Origin of the sequence: Dactylosporangium sp. CS-047395 (assembly GCF_050942185.1) — a bacterium.
Lineage (GTDB): Bacteria > Actinomycetota > Actinomycetes > Mycobacteriales > Micromonosporaceae > Dactylosporangium.
This window is the reverse complement of sequence record NZ_CP192015.1, coordinates 8,456,463-8,474,843: the sequence shown is the minus strand read 5'-3', so window position 1 is coordinate 8,474,843 and position 18,381 is coordinate 8,456,463. Positions and strand designations below refer to the sequence as shown.

General features: G+C 70.6%; 16 protein-coding genes. 6 read left to right on the top strand and 10 right to left on the bottom strand.

Translation table 11 applies throughout. The features are described 5' to 3' along the window. Positions 1-169 precede the first annotated feature (169 nt). Positions 170-1,462, bottom strand: a complete 1,293-nt coding sequence (locus ACQP00_RS39655) for an MFS transporter (protein ID WP_433206504.1) — start codon at positions 1,460-1,462, stop codon at positions 170-172. A gap of 30 nt (positions 1,463-1,492) precedes the next feature. On the opposite strand from ACQP00_RS39655, the gene ACQP00_RS39650 reads away from it, so the two are divergent. Continuing rightward, positions 1,493-2,407 (top strand): GNAT family N-acetyltransferase, encoded by a 915-nt coding sequence (locus ACQP00_RS39650; RefSeq protein ID WP_433206501.1) that lies wholly within the window; start codon positions 1,493-1,495, stop codon positions 2,405-2,407. A gap of 146 nt (positions 2,408-2,553) precedes the next feature. On the opposite strand, the gene ACQP00_RS39645 is transcribed toward ACQP00_RS39650, so the two are convergent. Further along, on the bottom strand, positions 2,554-3,195 hold the full coding sequence (locus tag ACQP00_RS39645; protein WP_433206498.1) for an FMN reductase: 642 nt from the start codon (positions 3,193-3,195) through the stop codon (positions 2,554-2,556). Between the two features lie 2 nt (positions 3,196-3,197). After that, positions 3,198-4,283, bottom strand: coding sequence for an LLM class flavin-dependent oxidoreductase (locus ACQP00_RS39640; RefSeq protein ID WP_433206495.1), 1,086 nt, complete (start codon positions 4,281-4,283; stop codon positions 3,198-3,200). Positions 4,284-4,484: 201 nt separating this feature from the next. Between ACQP00_RS39640 and ACQP00_RS39635 the strand changes: the two genes are divergently transcribed. Next, positions 4,485-4,826, top strand: a complete 342-nt coding sequence (locus tag ACQP00_RS39635) for a hypothetical protein (RefSeq protein ID WP_433206492.1) — start codon at positions 4,485-4,487, stop codon at positions 4,824-4,826. 7 nt (positions 4,827-4,833) lie between these two features. Here the strand turns inward: ACQP00_RS39635 and ACQP00_RS39630 are convergent, their stop codons facing one another. The 5 genes from ACQP00_RS39630 to ACQP00_RS39610 form a co-directional block, all read right to left on the bottom strand. Continuing rightward, positions 4,834-4,980, bottom strand: a complete 147-nt coding sequence (locus tag ACQP00_RS39630) for a hypothetical protein (protein WP_433206489.1) — start codon at positions 4,978-4,980, stop codon at positions 4,834-4,836. 3 nt (positions 4,981-4,983) lie between these two features. Then, complete coding sequence (locus tag ACQP00_RS39625) at positions 4,984-5,325, bottom strand: hypothetical protein (protein WP_433206486.1); 342 nt, start codon at positions 5,323-5,325, stop codon at positions 4,984-4,986. 206 nt (positions 5,326-5,531) lie between these two features. Then, positions 5,532-6,317: an ABC transporter permease gene (locus ACQP00_RS39620; RefSeq protein ID WP_433206483.1), complete on the bottom strand. Its 786-nt coding sequence runs from the start codon at positions 6,315-6,317 to the stop codon at positions 5,532-5,534. 2 nt (positions 6,318-6,319) lie between these two features. Further along, the gene (locus tag ACQP00_RS39615) at positions 6,320-7,111 is read right to left on the bottom strand and encodes an ABC transporter permease (protein WP_433206480.1); all 792 of its coding nucleotides are present in this window, start codon (positions 7,109-7,111) and stop codon (positions 6,320-6,322) included. Beyond that, the gene (locus ACQP00_RS39610) at positions 7,108-8,115 is read right to left on the bottom strand and encodes an ABC transporter ATP-binding protein (protein WP_433206477.1); all 1,008 of its coding nucleotides are present in this window, start codon (positions 8,113-8,115) and stop codon (positions 7,108-7,110) included. The genes ACQP00_RS39615 and ACQP00_RS39610 overlap by 4 nt, the downstream gene beginning before the upstream one ends. A 122-nt stretch (positions 8,116-8,237) precedes the next feature. Here ACQP00_RS39610 and ACQP00_RS39605 point away from each other — a divergent pair, with 122 nt between their 5' ends. The 3 genes from ACQP00_RS39605 (at position 8,238) to ACQP00_RS39595 (ending at position 13,723) form a co-directional block, all read left to right on the top strand. Next, the gene (locus ACQP00_RS39605; protein WP_433206474.1) at positions 8,238-10,232 is read left to right on the top strand and encodes a substrate-binding domain-containing protein; all 1,995 of its coding nucleotides are present in this window, start codon (positions 8,238-8,240) and stop codon (positions 10,230-10,232) included. A gap of 176 nt (positions 10,233-10,408) precedes the next feature. Continuing rightward, complete coding sequence (locus tag ACQP00_RS39600; RefSeq protein ID WP_433206471.1) at positions 10,409-12,598, top strand: discoidin domain-containing protein; 2,190 nt, start codon at positions 10,409-10,411, stop codon at positions 12,596-12,598. 87 nt (positions 12,599-12,685) lie between these two features. Beyond that, positions 12,686-13,723, top strand: coding sequence for a LacI family DNA-binding transcriptional regulator (locus ACQP00_RS39595; RefSeq protein ID WP_433206468.1), 1,038 nt, complete (start codon positions 12,686-12,688; stop codon positions 13,721-13,723). Positions 13,724-13,984: 261 nt separating this feature from the next. Here ACQP00_RS39595 and ACQP00_RS39590 read toward each other — a convergent pair whose 3' ends face one another. Next, positions 13,985-16,006 carry a phosphocholine-specific phospholipase C gene (locus tag ACQP00_RS39590; protein ID WP_433206465.1) on the bottom strand — a complete coding sequence of 674 codons (2,022 nt, stop codon included), beginning with the start codon at positions 16,004-16,006 and terminating at the stop codon, positions 13,985-13,987. A 149-nt stretch (positions 16,007-16,155) separates the two neighbouring features. Between ACQP00_RS39590 and ACQP00_RS39585 the strand changes: the two genes are divergently transcribed. Then, the gene (locus tag ACQP00_RS39585; protein ID WP_433206462.1) at positions 16,156-17,622 is read left to right on the top strand and encodes a CehA/McbA family metallohydrolase; all 1,467 of its coding nucleotides are present in this window, start codon (positions 16,156-16,158) and stop codon (positions 17,620-17,622) included. Positions 17,623-17,672: 50 nt separating this feature from the next. Here the strand turns inward: ACQP00_RS39585 and ACQP00_RS39580 are convergent, their stop codons facing one another. Then, positions 17,673-18,308, bottom strand: coding sequence for a TetR/AcrR family transcriptional regulator C-terminal domain-containing protein (locus ACQP00_RS39580; protein WP_433206459.1), 636 nt, complete (start codon positions 18,306-18,308; stop codon positions 17,673-17,675). Positions 18,309-18,381 lie beyond the last annotated feature (73 nt).

Here is an 18,381-nt window from a genome sequence, read left to right as displayed (position 1 = left end):
GTTCGGCAGTGCCGAATTGACAGCAATGCGAGACACCACAAGACGAAGAAACTACTGCGCCAGCACCGAAGCGTTCCGCAAAGAACACAAAAGGCATCGCGACTGGGGACTGGCCCAAAGGCACGCCGAAAAGCTCCGCCAGCTCGACGAAATCAAGCGCCGCGACCTGCTAACCCGCCTGCAGCGATGCCTGGCCGCGCTGAGACGCCACCAAAGCCCCAGCGACCGCCGCACCAGCAGTGAGCCAGAACGCCGTCCCGTAAGCGCCCCCATGCAGCGGCAAGGTGAGCAGGGCGACCGAGACGGCGCCAGTCAGGTACTGCGCAGTGGTCATAGTCGCCCCGGCCGAGGACTGCCGCTCCGCAGGCACATCCCGAGCCCCCAGCACGAACATGGCCGTATAGATCACCCCGTGAGCGGCCCCGCTGACGAGCAACCCTGGCAGCACCCCGCTGAAATAGCCAGGCCCCGCGACGGCCAGCCAGCCGAGGCCCAGCGCGGCGAACAAGAACCCGCCCGCCAGCGTTCGCGCGGGGCCGAAGCGCCGGACCAGGCCCGAAGTGAGCGAGCTGCCCACCGTGACCAGCGCGGCAAGCGGCAGGAACGCGAGCCCGGCCTGCAGCGGCGCGTACCCGTCGCGGTTCTGCAGCATCAGCGTGACGACGTAGAACTCCGAGCCGACGCTCGCCATGTACAGCGCGGCCGCGAGCGTTCCCGTCCGCAGCGAAGCCGGCCGCAGACCCAGCGCCGGCCGGATCAGCAAGAGCCCCAGCAGCGCCGCCACCGTCAGCGGCGTGATCGTGGCCCAGTCCGACCACCCCCGCGCGCCCGCGAGTGTCAGGCCCAGCGCCGCCGTTACCGCTGCGAGCGTGGTCAGCAGGGTTCGGCCGAGCGGAGACGGGGGCGGGCGGAGGCGGGTCGTCGACAGCAGCCAGATCGCCGCGCCCGTCGCGCAGGCCAGGGTGATCGGGACGTTCACCAGGAAGGTCCAGCGCCAGCTGTAGCGCGTGAACAGACCGCCCAGGACCACGCCCGCGGCCAGGCCTGAGGCGCCGACCGCGCCCCAGACCGACAGGGCCCGGGTGCGCGCAGGGCCCTCGAAGCGGGCGCCGATCAGGCCCAGGATCGCCGGTTGGAGCAGGGCCGCGGCCAGGCCCTGGAGCGCTCGCGCGGCCAGCAGGAGCGTGCCGCTTCCGGCCAGGCCGCCGGCCAGGCTGGCCACGCCGAACAGGAGCGTGGCGGCCAGGAACAGGCGGCCGGCGCCCAGACGGTCGGACAGGCGGCCGCCCAGCAACAGCAGGCCCGCGAACGGTACCGCGTACGCGCTCACCACCCACTGCGCCGCCGGCAGGTCCAGGTGGAGGTCGCGGGCGATGACGGGCAGCGCGACGTACACGATGGAATAGTCGAGGGCCAGGAAGAACTGCGCGGCCGACAGCACGGCGAGGATCATGCTCGCCATCGTCCGACCTTCACATTAATGTGAGGGTCAATGCGCATCGGGGAGCTGGCCCAGCGCACCGGGACGCCCGCCCGGCTGCTGCGGTACTACGAGGAGCAGGGGCTGCTCGCGCCCGAGCGGCGGGCGAACGGGTACCGGGAGTACGGCGAGCATCTCGTCGACCGGGTGCAGCAGATCCGCGGGCTGCTCGACGCGGGGCTGCCGACGCGGTTGATCAAGAATGTGCTGCCGTGCCTGGACAACCCCTGTACGATCACGATCTCCGATGCCTTGCCCGAGGTCGTGGCGCTGCTGCGGCAGGAGCGGGATCGGATGGACGCCCGGATCGCATGTCTGAGCCGCAATCGTGACGCCATCGATGCGTACCTGTCGAAAGTGACCCGTCCCATGATCGAGCCCAGCGTGACCGTCGCCACCGCCGCCGATCGGGACGCGGTCGTCGGCACCTTCGTCGCCGCGTTCGCCGCGGACCCGGCTCTGCGCTGGTTCCTGCCCGACGACGGCACCTATCCCGCCGAGGCGGCCGCGATGGCCGGGTCGCTGTTCGATCTGCGGGTCGGGCACGGCACCGTGTGGGTCGCCGACGGCGGCGCGGCGGTCGCGATGTGGGACCCGCCCCGCTCACCCGGCGGAGACGGCGTCGAGCACGCGCCCCAGACCGGGCGCTTCGGACGCTATCAGTCCGTCGTGCACACGAAACTGCCCAAGACGCCGCATTGGTACCTCGGTGTGCTCGCGACCCACCCCGACCATTGGGGCCGTCGTCTCGGCCGGACCGTGATGGCCGCCGGTCTGCGCCGCGCGGAGCAGGACGGGGTGCCGGCCTACCTGGAGACCTCGAGCCCGAAGAACGTCGAGGTGTACCGGTCGGCCGGCTTCACCGTGGTCGAGGAGCTCATGGTCGACGAACTCCCCGTGTGGATCATGTCCAGGGCCTGTGGCTGAACACGCAGCGGAAGGTCTGCGCTGTAAGGGCGCCCTGGCAGCGGTACATACGGTAGCGATGTCCTGAAAAGCGGTGGGGGAGCTTCGCTCCACCCACACCCCCTCACGACCGCACCTGGGCCGACTGGTCGCCCCTTGAATCGCTTCTAAAGACGCAGGTCATTCGTGACCGTGCGGCCCCGACCGCCGAGCAGGTCGTCGAACGACGTGGTCAGCGCGAACGGGTCGGCCACGGTGACCGGCTCGCGGGCGGACACGAGCGCGACCAGTTCGGCCGCGGCCCGGCCGATCCGCGCGTGCAGGGTGTCCCGCCCGCCGGTCGCCCAGTCCTCCGTGGCCGCGAACACCGCGGTGGGTGCGACCACTGCATGAAGGTACGAAAACATGGGTCTGAGGGCATGTTCGAGGGCGAGCGAATGCCTTGCGGTGCCGCCGGTGGCCCCGAGCAGGACCGGCTTGTCGCCCAGCACGTCGTCGCCGAGGACGTCGAAGAACGACTTGAACAGGCCGCTGTAGGACGCGTTGAAGATCGGCGTCACCGCCACCAGGCCGTCGGACCCGGCGACCGCGTCGATGACCTCCTTCAGGGCCGGCGACGGAAAGCCGGTCAGCAGGTGGTCGGTGATGTCGTGGGCGACGTCGCGCAGCTCGAACGTGCGCACCTCGGCGTCGAGGTGCTGGGCGACGGCTTGCTGGGCGACCGCGTCCGTCAGCCGGTCGGCGAGCAGCCGCGACGACGACGGCTGGCTCAGTCCCGCGGTGATCGCGACGATCGAGCGCGTGTTCATGGCTAGGCGTCCACCTTCTGCGCGGCGGCCTTCAGGGACTCGTGGGTGGGTGCGTCCGGCACGTGCGCGGGCCGGCCGACCGCGAACTCCTTGCGCAGCACCGGCACGACCTCCTCGCCGAGGATGTCGAGCTGCTCCAGCACCGTCTTGAGCGGCAGCCCGGCGTGGTCGAGCAGGAACAGCTGGCGCTGGTAGTCCCCGACGTACTCCCGGAAGCCGAGGGTGCGGTCGATGACCTCCTGCGGGCTGCCCACCGTCAGCGGCGTCTGGCTGGTGAAGTCCTCCATCGACGGGCCGTGGCCGTAGACGGGCGCGTTGTCGAAGTACGGCCGGAACTCGTTCTTGGCGTCCTGCGAGTTCTTGCGCATGAACACCTGCCCGCCGAGCCCGACGATGGCCTGGTCGGCCGAGCCGTGCCCGTAGTGCTCGAAGCGCCGCCGGTACAGGTCGATCATGCGCTGGGTGTGCTCCTTGGGCCAGAAGATGTGGTTGGCGAAGAAGCCGTCGCCGTAGTACGCGGCCTGCTCGGCGATCTCCGGGCTGCGGATCGACCCGTGCCACACGAACGGCGGCACCCCGTCCAGCGGCCGCGGCGTGGCCGTGAACCCCTGCAGCGGCGTGCGGAAGTTCCCCTCCCAGTCCACGACGTCCTCGCGCCACAGCCGCCGCAGCAGCGCGTAGTTCTCGATGGCGAGCGCGATACCGTTGCGGATGTCCTGGCCGAACCACGGGTACACCGGCCCGGTGTTGCCGCGCCCCATCATGAGGTCCACCCGGCCGTCGGCCAGGTGCTGCAGCATCGCGTAGTCCTCGGCGATCTTCACCGGGTCGTTGGTGGTGATGAGCGTGGTCGCCGTGGAAAGCTGCAACCGCGACGTCTTGGCCGCGATCCAGCCGAGCATCGTGGTCGGCGACGACGGTACGAACGGCGGGTTGTGGTGCTCGCCCATGGCGAACACGTCCAGCCCGACCTCCTCGGCCTTGAGCGCGATCGTGGTCATGGCCTTGACCCGCTCGGCGTCGCTGGGCACCCGCCCGGTCGTGGGGTCCTGCGTAACGTCACCGACGGTGAACACACCGAACTGCATCTCGAACGCCACCTTCACTGCGGCCCGGGCGGCTCCCCGACCTCTGACCGCCTCAACATATCTGACGAGTCAAACATTCCGCCAGTGAACGATCAGCGTTCATGACTTTCTACTTGGGCGGCCCTATGGCCCCCTCTTGCCCGCGCCAGCCAGCACGCTCGTTCGCCTCAGATCGGGCCGCGACCGTCCGATGCCGCTCACATGATCGTCGCCCTGCTGCTCGGCGCCGCCGCGTTCGGTGGCCTGCACGCCGCCATCGCCGCGGGCAAGAACCGCGACCCGCCCGGCTGGTTCCTGCTCGGCGCGCTCTTCGGTGTCTTCTCGCTGATCGCGATCTGCGCCCTGCCCGCCCTGCCTCCCGGCCAGTCCCTCGCGGAGGCCCGCCGCGCGTTCGAGCGCCAGACCGAAGCCCGCGCCGCGACCGGCCGGGACGAGGGGGTCGCCGTGCTGTTCGCACCGTTCGCGGCCCCGACCGGCGTCGTCGTGGCGCCCGCCTCGAGCCCGGAGGCGCCGGCCTACACCGCCCGTCACGCCGCGGGTTGAGGTCGGGTCACGCCCCCGGTGCCCGATCGGGCGCCGCCCGGCCCGGGTCCGGCGCGCCCGCGGGAGCCGGTGCCGGCTGGCTCGGGATCTCCGGTGCGGCCGGCCGGGTCGGCGCGTACGCGGTCGTCACCAGCAACCCGATGGCCAGCAGCACCGCTCAGGTGATGACCAGGTACGCGTAGATCCAGCCCGGCGACAAGATGAAACCCGCCGAGCGCGTCGCGATGTCGCCGACCAGCAGGGCCGAGGTGACGCAGACGGCGAGCACGACGACCGGGGCCACGTCGCGCCCGCGCGCCGCCCAGGTGGGGAGTGTCCGCCGGCGGGTGCTCAGGATCAGGGCCGTGACGAGGCAGCAGAGCAGGAGCACCGTCAGGATCAGGCCGACGCGGTGCGGGCCCTCGTCGGCGCACCGCCTGCCCAGGGCCGCGGCGCGGGCGGACTCGGTGTCGGTTGTGGCGTTGACCAGGTAGAACATGGTCAGGATGGGGCCCAGCACCGTGGTGAAGCCGCGGGCCGTCCAGCGGGAGACCCGGCCAGGACCGAATAGGTCAGCGTGGCGACGATGAGCGCGACGAAGGCGGCCAGGAACGTGAGGAAGACGTCGCCGGTCGGGCCGACGGGGTGCGAGCGGCGCCGGATCACCCAGCGTCCGGACGCCGATCAGGCGACCCGGTCCGGCTCGGTGGGTGATCCGGCGGCGGTTCAGTTTCCGGCGCTCTCGTAGCGGCGCAGCCCCCGCGTGAAGATCCAGCCGGCGACCACCAGCGCGTAGACCGCGACCAGGGGTGTGAGCAGGCCCACCCAGGCCTGGCCGTGGCCCAGCAGGTAGGCGACCGGGAAGAAGCTGACGAACGCGAACGGCAGCGCGAAGCCGAGCGCGGCTTTGAGCGCCCACGGGTACACGCTCAGCGGGAACCGGGCCAGGTCGCCCGCCTGGTGGACGGCCATCGCGAACAAGGGGCTGGGGCTCTGCATCCAGAACGAGGCGGCGTTCGTGGCCAGGTTGATGGCGACCTTGATGGCGATCGCCGACAGCAGGACGACCACCGCCAGGGCGATGCGCCCCGCCGACCACGTCACGTCCACGTGGGAGACGGCGAAGCCGACCATCAGGCCGCCGGAGACGATGTTGGTCAGGCCGTGCGGGCCGATCTGGACGCTGCTGACCTGCAGTACCACCGGGTACGGGCGGACCAGCATGTAGTCGATGTCGGCCTGGTTGATCAGCCAGGCCATCGACCACATGCCCTCGAAGAACAGGGAGCCGACGCCCTCGGCCACGGCGACCATGCCGAACATGGCGACCACGGCCCAGAAGCTCCAGCCGTTGATCGCCGGGACCTTGGCGAAGATCGCCGTCAGGAAGACCACGTTGACGATCTGCATGACGGCGGTACCGGCCATCATGATCCAGAAGTCGCCCGTGTACTCCAGGATCGAGCGGACGTGCGCGCCCATCAGCCGCGCATAGAGTCGCACCACGCGCATCGTCATCCCCCGTGTACCGTCAGCTGGCGCAACGCGCGGCCGAAGAGGGCGCGCGAGGCGTACCAGAGCAGGAGCAGCCAGCCGAGTTGCACCGCGACCAGCAGCAGGGCATGCCGCCCCGACGCCTGCCCGACGAAGATCAGCGCGGGCGTGGACGTGAGGCCGGCGAAGGGCGACCACTCGGCGGCGGTGGCGAGCCAGCCCGGGAAGTACGCGAGCGGCACCAAGGCTCCTGAGAGCAGGCCGGTGATCGCCTGGCGGGCCCACAACACCCCGACGAAGTTCTGCGTCCAGAAACAGACGAGCGTCGAGAGGTACACGACGATGAACTTGAGGGGCACCAGCAGCACCATGCTCGCCGCGAACAGCGCCAGCTCGGGGCCCGGCGGCAGGTCGGGCGGGCCGCTGACCACAATGGACACGCCGGTCACCACGGCGATGACGGCGACCTCGATCCAGACCCCGCCGACCGCCTCCCACAGCCGGGCCCGCTGGTAGTCCACCGGCTTGACCAGGTCGAGCGCGACGAGGCCGGACTGGATGCGGTGCGACATGCGGAAGTCCACGAACGTGCCGACCAGCGCGCCGCTGGCGAAGGCGACGAGCAGGTAGCTGCGCATGTGCGGCCAGTCGTACCCGCCGACCTGCGCCGCGCCGTCGCCGAGCAGCACCTTCCACACCGCGAGCAGCGCGACGAGCTGGAAGGCGACGCCGCCGAGGGACATGAGGAAGTTGCCGCGGTACGCCAGCGCGCTGAGCGCCGCCGCCCGCGCGTGCGCCCGGTAGGCCCTCACGCGTGGTCCAGTTGCAGCTCGCCGGAGTACACCCGGCGGATGACGTCCTCAATGGACGGTTCGTCGACGTGGAAGTCGACGAGGTTGGTCAGCGGGGCGAGCGCCGTGACGGCCTGGCCCGCCGTCATCTTGAACCGGTCGAAGCGCACCGAGAACTGCACGGGGGTCTCGCCGGGCTCCACGGTGGCACCGGGCAGGGCGTTTCGAAGAGCATCCAATGGTACCGTCGAATCGGCCTCCACATTGAGGATCCGCTCGCGGGCGAAGGCGTCCTTCACGGCCTCGAGGTCGCCGTCGAAGATGATCCGGCCGGAGTCGATGATGATGAGCCGCCGGCAGAAGCCCTCGATGTCGCCGAGGTCGTGGCTGGTGAGCATCACCGTCGTGCCCTCGTCGCGCAGGGTGCGGAAGAACTCGCGCACCCGGTCCTTCACGGCCAGGTCGAGGCCGATGGTGGGCTCGTCGAGGTAGACCACCGGCGGCGCGTGCAGCAGCGCGGCGGCGAGGTCGGCGCGCATCCGCTGGCCGAGCGACAGCTTGCGGCCGAGCACCGGCAGCACCTCGCCCAGGTCGAGGACCTCGTCGAAGCGGGCCATGCGTTTGCGGAACGTGCCGTGGTCGACGCCGTAGATGTCGCGCAGCACCGCGAGGGACTCGGCGACCGGCAGGTCCCACCACAGCTGGGTACGCTGGCCGAACAGCACGCCGATGCGGTGCGAGACCGCGATCCGGTCCTTGCGCGGCGCCAGCCCGTCGATGCGCACGTCGCCGGAGGTCGGGACCAGGATGCCGCTGAGCAGCTTCACGGTCGTGGACTTGCCGGCGCCGTTGGGCCCGACGTAGGCCGCCGCCTCGCCGGCCTCGATGGACAGGTCGACGTGGTCGACCGCGATCTTGTCGGTGAACCTCCTGGTGAAGAGATGTTTGACGGCCCCCCGTAGGCCCGGATCCTTGTCCGGCCTCCGGAAGACCTTGGTCAGCTGACGTGCCTCCACGATTGCCATCGACGCGACTCTAAACGACCTTTTTTCGTACTTCGAATTAATATCGCTGTTCATCCGCTCGTCGTCCGGCGTCCGGCCGTGGCGGTCCGCGCGGCCATCCGCCGGGCCGACCCTCGGTCCCCATGCGCACTCGGGGGATCGTGTTGGTGCTCGCCCTGCTCGTCTCGGCGTTCGCGCTGGCGTCGCCGGCCGCGGCCGCCAACGTCTACGTGCCGGTCACCGGGGCGGGCTCGACGCTGGCGGGCGACGCGGTGCAGCTGACCAGCGTGAACCTCGCGCAGTACGGGCTGCGCGTCAACTACCAGCGCACCGGCTCGGGCAACGGGCGGCGGAGCTTCGCGGCGGGTGTGGTGGACTGGGCCGCTTCGGATGTCCCGTACGGCGTGGAGCCCGATCAGCTGCCCGCCCGCGGCTACACGTATGCGCCGCTCACCGGGGTCGGGACGACGCTGATGTACAACCTGACGGCCGGTGGGCGGCGGGTCACGAACCTGCGCCTGTCGGGGGACACCATCGCGCGGATCTTCACCGGCGTCGTGACGCACTGGGACGACCCGGCGATCGCCGCGGACAACCCCGGCCTGGTGCTGCCGGCCACCCCGATCGTGCCGGTCGTGCGGTCCGACGCCGCGGGCTCGACGTACAACTTCACGCGCTGGCTGCTCGCGCGGCACGGTGCGCTGTGGACGCAGTACTGCGGGTGCGACGGGCCGCGGGTCGCGTACCCGGTGCGCACGCCGTGGATGGTGGCGGTGCCGGGCGACACCGGCATCGGCGGCTACGTCAGCCAGGAGGGCGCGGACGGGACGATCGGGTACGTCGAGAACCCCAACGCCGCGCCGTACGGCTTCCCGGTGGCGAAGGTGCTCAACGCGGCCGGCTACTACACCGCGCCGACCGCCGGGCATGTCGGCATCGCGCTGCTGAAGGCCAAGGTCGGCGCGGACCAGATCGCGGACCTCTCCGACGTGTACACGAACCCGGACCCGCGTTCGTACGAGCTGTCCTGGTACACCTCCCTGATCCTGCCGACCGACACGACCGCCGGCATGACCGAGAACAAGGGCTACACGCTGGCGGACTTCGTGGGCTACCTGCTGTGCCGTGGTCAGGACCGCCTCGACGCGCTCGGCTACGCGCCGCTGCCGATGAACCTGGCCCAGGCCGGTTTCTCGCAGCTTTCCCGGATCCCCGGCTCACGGCAGCCGGGGGGCGCGTTCCCGCAGTCCTGCGCGGGCAATCCGACGTTCTCCTCCGACGGCACCGACCTCCTCTCCCAGAACGACCCGGCGCCGCCGGCCTGCGACCGGCAGGGCGCTTCGCCGTGCACCGTGCTGGCCACCACCACGACGGTGACCGGCCCGTCGCGGGCGGCGGCCAACCGCGGCGCCCTGCTGAGCGCCACGGTCACCCCGCCGGACGCGGCGGGCAGCATCCAGTTCCTCGCCGTCGGCCCTGGTGGTTCGCCGCTCGGTGAACCCGTTCCCGTGGTCGGCGGCGCGGCGCAGACCCGCGGCTACGTCGGTTTCGGACTGAACCTCGGCACGAACACGATCGTCGCCCGTTTCACCCCCTCGGACCAGGGTGCCTACACCCCGTCCACCTCGGACCCGATCACGGTCGTGGTCGACGGGTCGGAGGAGCAGCAGTACGCCGAGGTGGACGTGCCGCACGAGGAGGGCGTCCTGACCGTGACCGTGAGCAGCGACCCGGTCCGCCTGACCGACGCTGTGCTGCGCCCCGACCACACCTTCGAGGCCTCCGGCGCCCTGGGCGCGGTCACCATCGTCGACGAGCGCGACCAGACCTCGCCGGGCTGGACCGTCACCGGCCAGATCGGCGACTTCTCCGACGGCGCCCGCTCCTTCGGCGGCGCCCACCTGGGCTGGACCCCGAAGGTGCTGCTCAACAACCCGTCCGGGAGTGCGGTCGCGGGCTCGCCGGTGGCGCCGGGCACGCCGAGGCTGCCGAGCGGGGACGTGCTGGCGGTGGCGCCGGCGGCGGGCGGCCTGGGCCGGACGACGATCGGGGCCGACCTGTTCCTGAAGATCCCGTCCCGCACCCAGCCGGGCCTCTATGCCGCGACGCTCACCATCACCGTCCTGGCCACCGGCTGACGTTCGGGGCCGTGGCGCTGCTGCGGCACGAGTGGAAGGCCTAGCCAGAGAGCGCTCCCCGGGATCGGTCAAATTGTGCCCGGCCATTGACAGGGTTTGACCGAAGGGTCATTGTGGCTTTCTGAGAGAGCGCTCTCTCAACCCGCCGTGTTACACCCCGCCAGAAGGAGTCCCACATGGACTGGTCGGTCTCCGCCCCCGGCCATCGATCCGTCAGGTTCAGCCCGGGAACGTCCGGCCCGAGCCGGCGCACGCTGCGGTACGGCATCATCGCGATCGCGGTGGCCGCCATGCTGTGCGCGTACATCGTCGTGGTCGTCACCCGGGCCAACGCCGCCGAGACCCTGTTGTCGCAGGGCAAGCCCACGACCGCCTCCTCGTCCGAGAGCGCGGCCACGCCCGCCTCCAGCGCCACCGACGGCAACGCCGGCACCCGCTGGTCCAGCGCGTTCTCGGTGCCGCAGTGGATTCAGGTCGACCTCGGCTCCCAGCAGTCGATCAGCCGGGTCGCGCTGAACTGGGAGACGGCCTACGCGACCGCCTTCACCATCCAGACGTCCAACGACGCCAGCAACTGGACCCAGATCTACTCGACCACCTCGGGCGCCGGCGGTGCCAACGTCAGCCTGAGCGTGACGGGCAGCGGCCGGTACGTCCGGCTCAACGCGACCGCCAAGAACACCCAGTACGGCATCTCGCTGTGGGAGTTCCAGATCTTCGGCGGCTCGCCGAGCACGCCCGGCAGCTGCGGCTCCGCCAACGCCGCCCAGGGCAAGACGGCCACCGCGTCGTCGACCGAGAACGCCGGTACGCCGGCCTCGTCCGCCGTCGACGGCAACACCGGCACCCGCTGGTCCAGCGCCGCGAGCGACCCGCAGTGGCTGCGCGTCGACCTCGGCTCGGTCCAGTCGATCTGCGGCGTGACGCTGAACTGGGAGGCCGCCTACGCGACGGCGTACCAGATCCAGACCTCGACCGACGGCAACACGTGGACGACCATCTACACGACGACCACGAGCACCGGCGGCGTGCAGAACCTCAACGTCACCGGCAGCGGCCGCTACGTGCGGATGAACGGTACCGCCCGGGCCACGCAGTGGGGCTACTCGCTGTGGGAGTTCCAGGTCCGCGTCACCGGCGTGCCGTCGACCACCAACGACACCCCGAGCTCGCCGAGCCAGTCGCCCTCCAACCCGGGCAACTCGGTGCTGCTGTCGTACAAGAAGCCGGCCGTCGCGTCGACCTCGCAGAACGACTCGAACTGCAACCCGTGCACGCCCGACAAGGCGTTCGACAACGACCCGGCCTCGCGCTGGGCGACCAGCCCCGACAACGGCTGGGTCGACCCGGGCTGGATCTACGTCGACCTCGGCGCGCAGGCCCACATCACGCAGGTCGTCCTGCAGTGGGACCCGGCGTACGCGGTGGCGTACCAGATCCAGACCTCCAACGACGCCGCCAACTGGACCAACATCTACACCACCACGACGGGCAAGGGCTTCAAGGAGACCCTGACCGTCAACGGCAACGGCCGCTACGTGCGGATGTACGGCACCCAGCGCTCCAACGGCTACGGCTACTCGATCTGGGAGTTCAAGGTGTACGGCACCGGCGGCGCCCCGACCCAGCCGCCGGCCCCGCCCGCCGACCCGGTCTTCCCGGCCACCAACCTGGTCTGGAGCGACGAGTTCAACACGGGCACCAACGTCGACACGTCCAAGTGGCACGTCGACCCGGGCACCGGCCAGAACGGTGAGATCCAGTACTACTCGAACCTGGCCAACACCAGCATCCAGGGTGGCTCGCTCGTCATCGAGGCCCGCAAGGAGACCGCGGGCGGCCGGGACTACACCTCGGGCCGCATCAACACCAGCACGAGCTTCACCACGCAGTACGGCCGCGTCGAGGCCCGGATCAAGGTGCCGAAGGGCAACGGCCTGTGGCCCGCGTTCTGGATGATGGGCGCCGACTTCCTGCAGGGTCGCCCCTGGCCCTACAACGGCGAGATCGACATCATGGAGATCCTCGGCCGGAACACCAACGAGGTGTACTCCACGCTGCACGCTCCGGCGTACAACGGCGGGGGTGGCTACGGCCAGAAGCTCACCACCGTGGATCTTTCGGCCGACTACCACGTCTACTCGGTCGAGTGGGACAGCAAGCACATGACGTTCCGCGTCGACAACACCGTGATCCTGGTCGCCAACAAGGACACGGTCGAGACGACCCGGGGCCCGTGGGTCTACGACCACCAGTTCTACCTGATTCTCAACCTGGCCGTGGGCGGTGACTTCCCCGGCCCGATCGACGCCTCCACGCCGTTCCCGTCGCGGATGTACGTCGACTACGTTCGGGTCTACAAGTAACAGAATCTGGCCGCGGGTGGACGTGACATGCGTATCCGTCCACCCGCGGCTCCTCATCGCAACGGGGCACGATCTACCGTGACAACCATGACGGGCAGCGACTCGCGACCGCCCACCCTCGAGCAGGTCGCCAATTACGCCGGAGTGTCACGCGCCACGGTCTCCCGGGTCATCAACGGTGTGCAGACCGTCGATCCCGAGCTGCGCCGTACGGTCGAGCGGGCCATCGCCGCGACCGGGTACGTGCCGAACCTGGCCGCCCGCTCGCTGGTCACCCGCCGCACGGACTCGATCGCGCTGGTCGTGTCGGAGCCGGAGAACCGCGGCTACTCCACGCCGTTCCTGACCCGCATGTTCACCGACCCGTTCCTGGGCCGGGTGACCGCCGGCGCGCAGGAGGTGCTCCGGCCGCTGGGCATCCACCTGGTCATCTTCCTGGCCGACCCACCCGCGCGCCCCCATCTGCTCCGGTACCTCCGGCAGGGCCACGTCGACGGCGCCCTGCTGATCTCCAGCCACGTCGACGACCCGCTCCCCGCCCAGCTCGTCGAGCTGGGGATTCCGGTCGTGCTCTCCTGCCGCCCCGGCCACCCGGTCACCATCAGCTTCGTCGACGTGGACCAGCGCGCGGGCGTGCAGCTGGCCGTCGACCGCCTCGCCGGCCTGGGCCGCCGCTGCCTGGCCACGATCACCGGCCCACTCGACATGCCGGCCGCCCAGGACCGTCTCGCCGCGTTCGAGGAGGCGGTGCGGGCCCACGGTCTCACCCCGCGCCACATCGAGGGCGACTTCACCCGCTCCGGCGGCGAGCGGGCCGCGGCGCGCCTGCTGGCCGAGCATCCGGAGGTCGACGGCGTCTTCGTCGCCAATGACCTCATGGCCGACGGGATGCTTCGGGTGGTACAGGAAGCAGGCAGACGCGTCCCGGAGGACATTGCCGTCGTGGGGTTCGACGACTCGACCGCCGCGCTGGAATGCCATCCGCCGCTCACGACCGTCCGCCAGCCCGTCGAGGAGATGGCGGGGGAGATGGCGGCGCTGCTGATGACCCGGATCCGCGAGCCGCAGCGCACGCCACGTTCGGTGATCTTCAACCCGGAGCTGGTGGTTCGCGCGTCGGCTTGAGGCTTGGTTGAGATAAGTCGGGCGCCGGCGCACTGCGACTTGGTTGAGATAAGTCGGGCGCTGCCGCGCCGCGACTTATCCCATTTTTCGCCCGACAGGCGAAATTTCGGACATGTCGGTTTCGCTGGACCGTGAGCCACGAAACGGGCACATCCCCCGCCGGGGTATAAGTCCGAAAAGTCGCGGTGCGCCAGCGCCCGACTTTTCGTGATCAACACCCGCGGAGGCCGGCCCGCGGAGGCGGACCGGCCCAGCGTCAGATCAGACCAGCCCACCCATCGCCGGGTCGCTGATCGAGGCGTCACCGTCCTCGACGTGCCCCGCGTACTCCACGGCGAAGGCGGAGTCGCCGGGGATGGTGAGCGTCAGGCCGTACCAACCGTGGCTGCGGTCCAGCGAGAACTCCTCCGCGTGCGTCTCGCCCGCGCGCAGCGAGATGCGCGAGTGCCGGCCCGTGTAGCGGTCGGCCACGCTGACGTCGACGCGCTTGGAGCTCTTGTTCGCCAGCTCGAGGACGATGTCGTGGCGACCGTAGCGGGCGCGGACCGTCACGCCCGGCTGGCGGGTGCCGGCGGCGAAGCGGCGGAAGAAGCCGTTCGGGCCGTACACGCTGAGGTCGTAGCCCTTGTCAGCCGGCCACACGTCGGTCACCTGCTTGTTCGGCTCCACGGTGTAGGTCCGCGGGGCGAGCGCCGGGTCGGCCGAGCGGACCTGGTAGACGCCCGTGGCCGTGCCGCTGTTGCGGAAGTCGACCGCGAACGCGCCGGCCGAGGGGCGGCCGTCGGCGTGCAGGGCGTAGGGGAGTGCGCGGGCCGGGCGGACGCCGCGCTCCTGGGCCGGCAGCTTGCCGTCGGCCGGCGGGACCGGCACCTGGTCGGGCTGGCGGGTCAGGTCGGCCGGCTTCAGATCGGCCGTGCCGGGCAGGTCCACGCGGCGCGAGGCGTTCGGCGTCTTGAAGTCGAACGCCGAGGTCAGGTCGCCCACGACGGCCCGCCGCCACGGGGTGATGTTGGACTCGACCAGGTCCTTGCGGCCGCGCGCGAACCGGCGCTCCAGGAACTTGATCAGCGACGTGTGGTCGAACAGTTCCGAGTTCACGTAGCCGCCGCGGGTCCAGGGCGAAACGATGATCATCGGTACCCGCACGCCCAGCCCGTACGGCCCCGCCGGGTGGTCGGCCGAGCCGGGGTAGATCTCGTTCGTCACGGGGACGGTCGACAGGCCCTCGGCCCGGGTCGCGGGCGGGGTCGGCGGCACGAGGTGGTCGAAGAAGCCGCCCTCCTCGTCGTACGTGATGAACAGCGCCATCTTGCTCCACACCTCGGGGTGCTTGGCGAGGATGTCGATGACCTGCGAGACGTACCAGGTGCCGTAGTCCGGCTCCCAGTTCGGGTGCTCGGTGTAGGCCTCGGGCGCGACGATCCACGAGACGGCCGGCAGCCGGCCGTGCTCGACGTCGGCCTTGAAGTCGGCCAGCAGCGCGTCGGGGCTGCGGCCCTGCTTGTTGATCTCGGTACCCTGCTTCGCCTTGGCCAGCGGCGAGCCGGGGGCGGCGTTCTGGTACTGGTGGAAGTACAGCAGCGAATTGTCGCCGTAGTTGCCGATGAACGGGTCGCTCGTCCAGCCCCAGAAGCCCTCGGCGGTCAGCCCCAGGCCGACGTCCTGGTACACGTTCCAGGAGATGCCGGCCCGGTCCAGCCGCTCGGGGTAGGTCGACCAGTCGTACCCGGCCTCGGCGTTGGTGATGACCGGCCCGCCGCCCTTGCCGTCGTTGCCGACCCAGCCGCTCCACATGTGGTACCGGTTGGGGTCAGTCGGCCCGAGCAGCGAGCAGTGGTAGTTGTCGCAGATCGTGAACGCGTCGGCGAGGGCGTAGGACCAGTCGAGGTCCTTGCGCTGGTGGTACGTCATCGTGGTGACGCCCTTGTTCGGCACCCAGCCGTCGTAGCGGCCGTTGTTCCACGCGCCGTGCGTGTCGTTCCAGCCGTGCGGCGGGTCGGGCAGGAAGGTCTTGCCCATGTCCTTGACCTGCGGCCGGAACGGCAGCACCTCCCCGTCGCCGTCGGGCTGGTGGAACACGCTCTTGCCGTTGGCGAGCTTCGCCGGGTGCGGGTCGGCGTAGCCGCGCACGCCGCGCATGGTGCCGAAGTAGTGGTCGAACGAGCGGTTCTCCTGCATCAGGAAGATGACGTGCTCGACGTCCTCGATCGACCCGTGCTTGTCGTGCGCGGGGATCGACAGGGCCTGCTCGAACGGCAGCGGAACAGCGGCGGCCGCCGCCATCTGAAGAAATGTACGACGATCGACATTTGCCATGACCCCGGACGCTAGGGGCGGCACATGTACAGCGGGGGCGCCCTGGCTGTGCGATGCGCTAACACCCGTCATCTGCCCGTCGCTTCACATCCATCGATATGCGGCAGGCTGCCCATATGGATCGTCGTCAACTGCTTGCCAGTGGGGCCACCGGCCTGATCGCCATCCAGTTCGGCCCCGGGCCGCAGCCGCAGACCGGCACGATCAGCGGCCACATCGCTTATGGCGCCCCGGACTTCCTCTACGTGCCACTGGAGATCCCGGCCGGGGTCAACCGGCTCACCGTGGACTACACCTACGACCGCCCCGCCCTGCCGCCCGGCCAGAACGGCAACGCGCTCGACATCGGCCTGTTCGACGAGCACGGCTTCGAACTCGGCGACGAGAAGGGCTTCCGCGGCTGGTCCGGCGGCTTCCGCAGCAGCTTCACGGTGGCGGCGACGGACGCGACGCCCGGGTACCTTCCGGGCCCGATCCGCAAGGGCACCTGGCACATCGTGCTCGGGCCGTACACGGTGCATCCGCACGGCCTCAACTACACGATCAACGTCAACCTGGAGTTCGGCCCCGCGGGCCCCGCGTTCCGCCCGAACCCGGCCCCGCCGCGCGCGACCGGGCGGGGCACCGCGTGGTACCGCGGCGACATGCACCTGCACACCGTGCACTCGGACGGCCGGCGCACCCCGGCCGAGGTCGCGGCGGCCGCGCGCGCCGCCAAGCTGGACTTCATCGTGTCGACCGACCACAACACGTCGAGCGCCGCGGCCGTCTGGGGCGAGTTCGCCGGCCCCGACCTGCTCATCATCGACGGCGAGGAGATCACCACCCGCAACGGCCACTACACCGCGCTCGGCCTGCCGGCGGGGACGTGGATCGATTGGCGGTACCGCGCCGTCGACGGCGCCCTGGCCCGTTTCGTGCAGCAGATCCACCGCGCCGGCGGGCTCGCGGTCGCCGCCCACCCCTTGGCCACCTGCGTGGCGTGCGGCTGGAAGTTCGGCTACGCGGGCCTGGACGCCGTGGAGGTCTGGAACGGCCCGTGGACCCTCGACGACGAGGCCGTGCTGGCGGGCTGGGACAACCTGCTGGTCGCCGCCGCCCGCGAGGGCCGCGCCGACTGGATCCCGGCCGTGGGCGACAGCGACGCCCACAGCGAGCCGCAGGTGGTGGGCCTGCCGCACAACGTGGTGTTCGCGAAGGCGCTCGACCGCAGGTCCGTCCTCGACGGGGTCCGGGCCGGCCGCCTGTGGATCGCCGAGTCGGCCGCCGTCGACCTCGCGTTCACCGCGACGGCCCAGGGCCGCAGCGCCGGCATCGGCGAACGCCTCCGCGTGCCGGACGACACCCTGGTGACGGTGACGCTGCAGGTGAGCGGCGTCGCGGGCTGCGCGGTGCGGCTCATCACGGACCAAGGGCAGCGCTACGGTACCGTCCTGGGCCCCGACCCGGCCGCGACGGTCACCTGGGAGACGACCGCCCGCAACGCGCGCTACGTGCGGGCGGAGGTGCGCCGGCAGCAGCCGACCGCGACCACGGCGGACACAATGGTCGCCCTGACCAACCCCATCTTCCTGGGCGCCTGACGGGAATCTCGTCGCCGTGCGGCCCGCTCCGGGCCGCACGGAAGCCGTCGTCATGCCCGTGCGGGGTCTGCTTTGTGCGTGGCCCCCGCGATGACGACCTCGAGGCACTCCTGGAACAGGTCGTCCACGGTCACGCCCGGCGCGAAGTACTCCGTGATCGCCGCAATCACCGTCGGGTGCCGTTCCGAGAATGCCGCCATGTCGAAGTCCCGCACCGCCTCCGGGTCCGGGCGGGCGGACTGCTCCTCGAGCACGTGCCCCACCGTGAAGCGCTCCACGGTCAGCACGATCACCCGCGCCTGACGCAAGGGGACGCCGCGGGCCACCAGGGTGCTCATGCCCAGCTCCGAGATGGCCGCCATGGTGCGGGACAGCTGCGAGGCCGACACCACCCGCGCGCCGTCCGGATGGGCCAGCAGGGCCCGGCGCAAGCGGATGGCCAGGTCGGTCAGGAAGGCCGGCCAGGGCTGGTCCGGCGGGGGCGGTGACAGGGCGGCGAACTCCTGGTCCAGGATCGCGTCCGCGATCGCCGTGACCAGCGCCGCCTTGTTCGGCAGGTGCCAGTACAGCGTCGGCGACTGCACCCCCAGCCGCGCCGCGAGTTTGCGGGTCGTCACGCCGTCCAGGCCCTCGGCGTCCAGCAGGGCCACGGCCTCGGCGACGATCCGCTGTCGGTCCAGCGTCAAAATCGGTACCTCCCGCCGTCACTCTATCAGTGCTAGAGTCCCCCTATCACTGATAGATAGAGACGGGGACACG

Excerpts from the sequence above, each read along its gene's own strand:
- ACQP00_RS39655 (WP_433206504.1), bottom strand. The coding sequence starts at position 1,462 with ATGGCGAGCATGATCCTCGCCGTGCTGTCGGCCGCGCAGTTCTTCCTG.
- ACQP00_RS39650 (WP_433206501.1), top strand. The coding sequence starts at position 1,493 with ATGCGCATCGGGGAGCTGGCCCAGCGCACCGGGACGCCCGCCCGGCTG.
- ACQP00_RS39645 (WP_433206498.1), bottom strand. The coding sequence starts at position 3,195 with ATGAACACGCGCTCGATCGTCGCGATCACCGCGGGACTGAGCCAGCCG.
- ACQP00_RS39640 (WP_433206495.1), bottom strand. The coding sequence starts at position 4,283 with ATGCAGTTCGGTGTGTTCACCGTCGGTGACGTTACGCAGGACCCCACG.
- ACQP00_RS39635 (WP_433206492.1), top strand. The coding sequence starts at position 4,485 with ATGATCGTCGCCCTGCTGCTCGGCGCCGCCGCGTTCGGTGGCCTGCAC.
- ACQP00_RS39620 (WP_433206483.1), bottom strand. The coding sequence starts at position 6,317 with ATGCGCGTGGTGCGACTCTATGCGCGGCTGATGGGCGCGCACGTCCGC.
- ACQP00_RS39610 (WP_433206477.1), bottom strand. The coding sequence starts at position 8,115 with ATGGCAATCGTGGAGGCACGTCAGCTGACCAAGGTCTTCCGGAGGCCG.
- ACQP00_RS39605 (WP_433206474.1), top strand. The coding sequence starts at position 8,238 with ATGCGCACTCGGGGGATCGTGTTGGTGCTCGCCCTGCTCGTCTCGGCG.
- ACQP00_RS39600 (WP_433206471.1), top strand. The coding sequence starts at position 10,409 with ATGGACTGGTCGGTCTCCGCCCCCGGCCATCGATCCGTCAGGTTCAGC.
- ACQP00_RS39595 (WP_433206468.1), top strand. The coding sequence starts at position 12,686 with ATGACGGGCAGCGACTCGCGACCGCCCACCCTCGAGCAGGTCGCCAAT.
- ACQP00_RS39590 (WP_433206465.1), bottom strand. The coding sequence starts at position 16,006 with ATGGCGGCGGCCGCCGCTGTTCCGCTGCCGTTCGAGCAGGCCCTGTCG.
- ACQP00_RS39585 (WP_433206462.1), top strand. The coding sequence starts at position 16,156 with ATGGATCGTCGTCAACTGCTTGCCAGTGGGGCCACCGGCCTGATCGCC.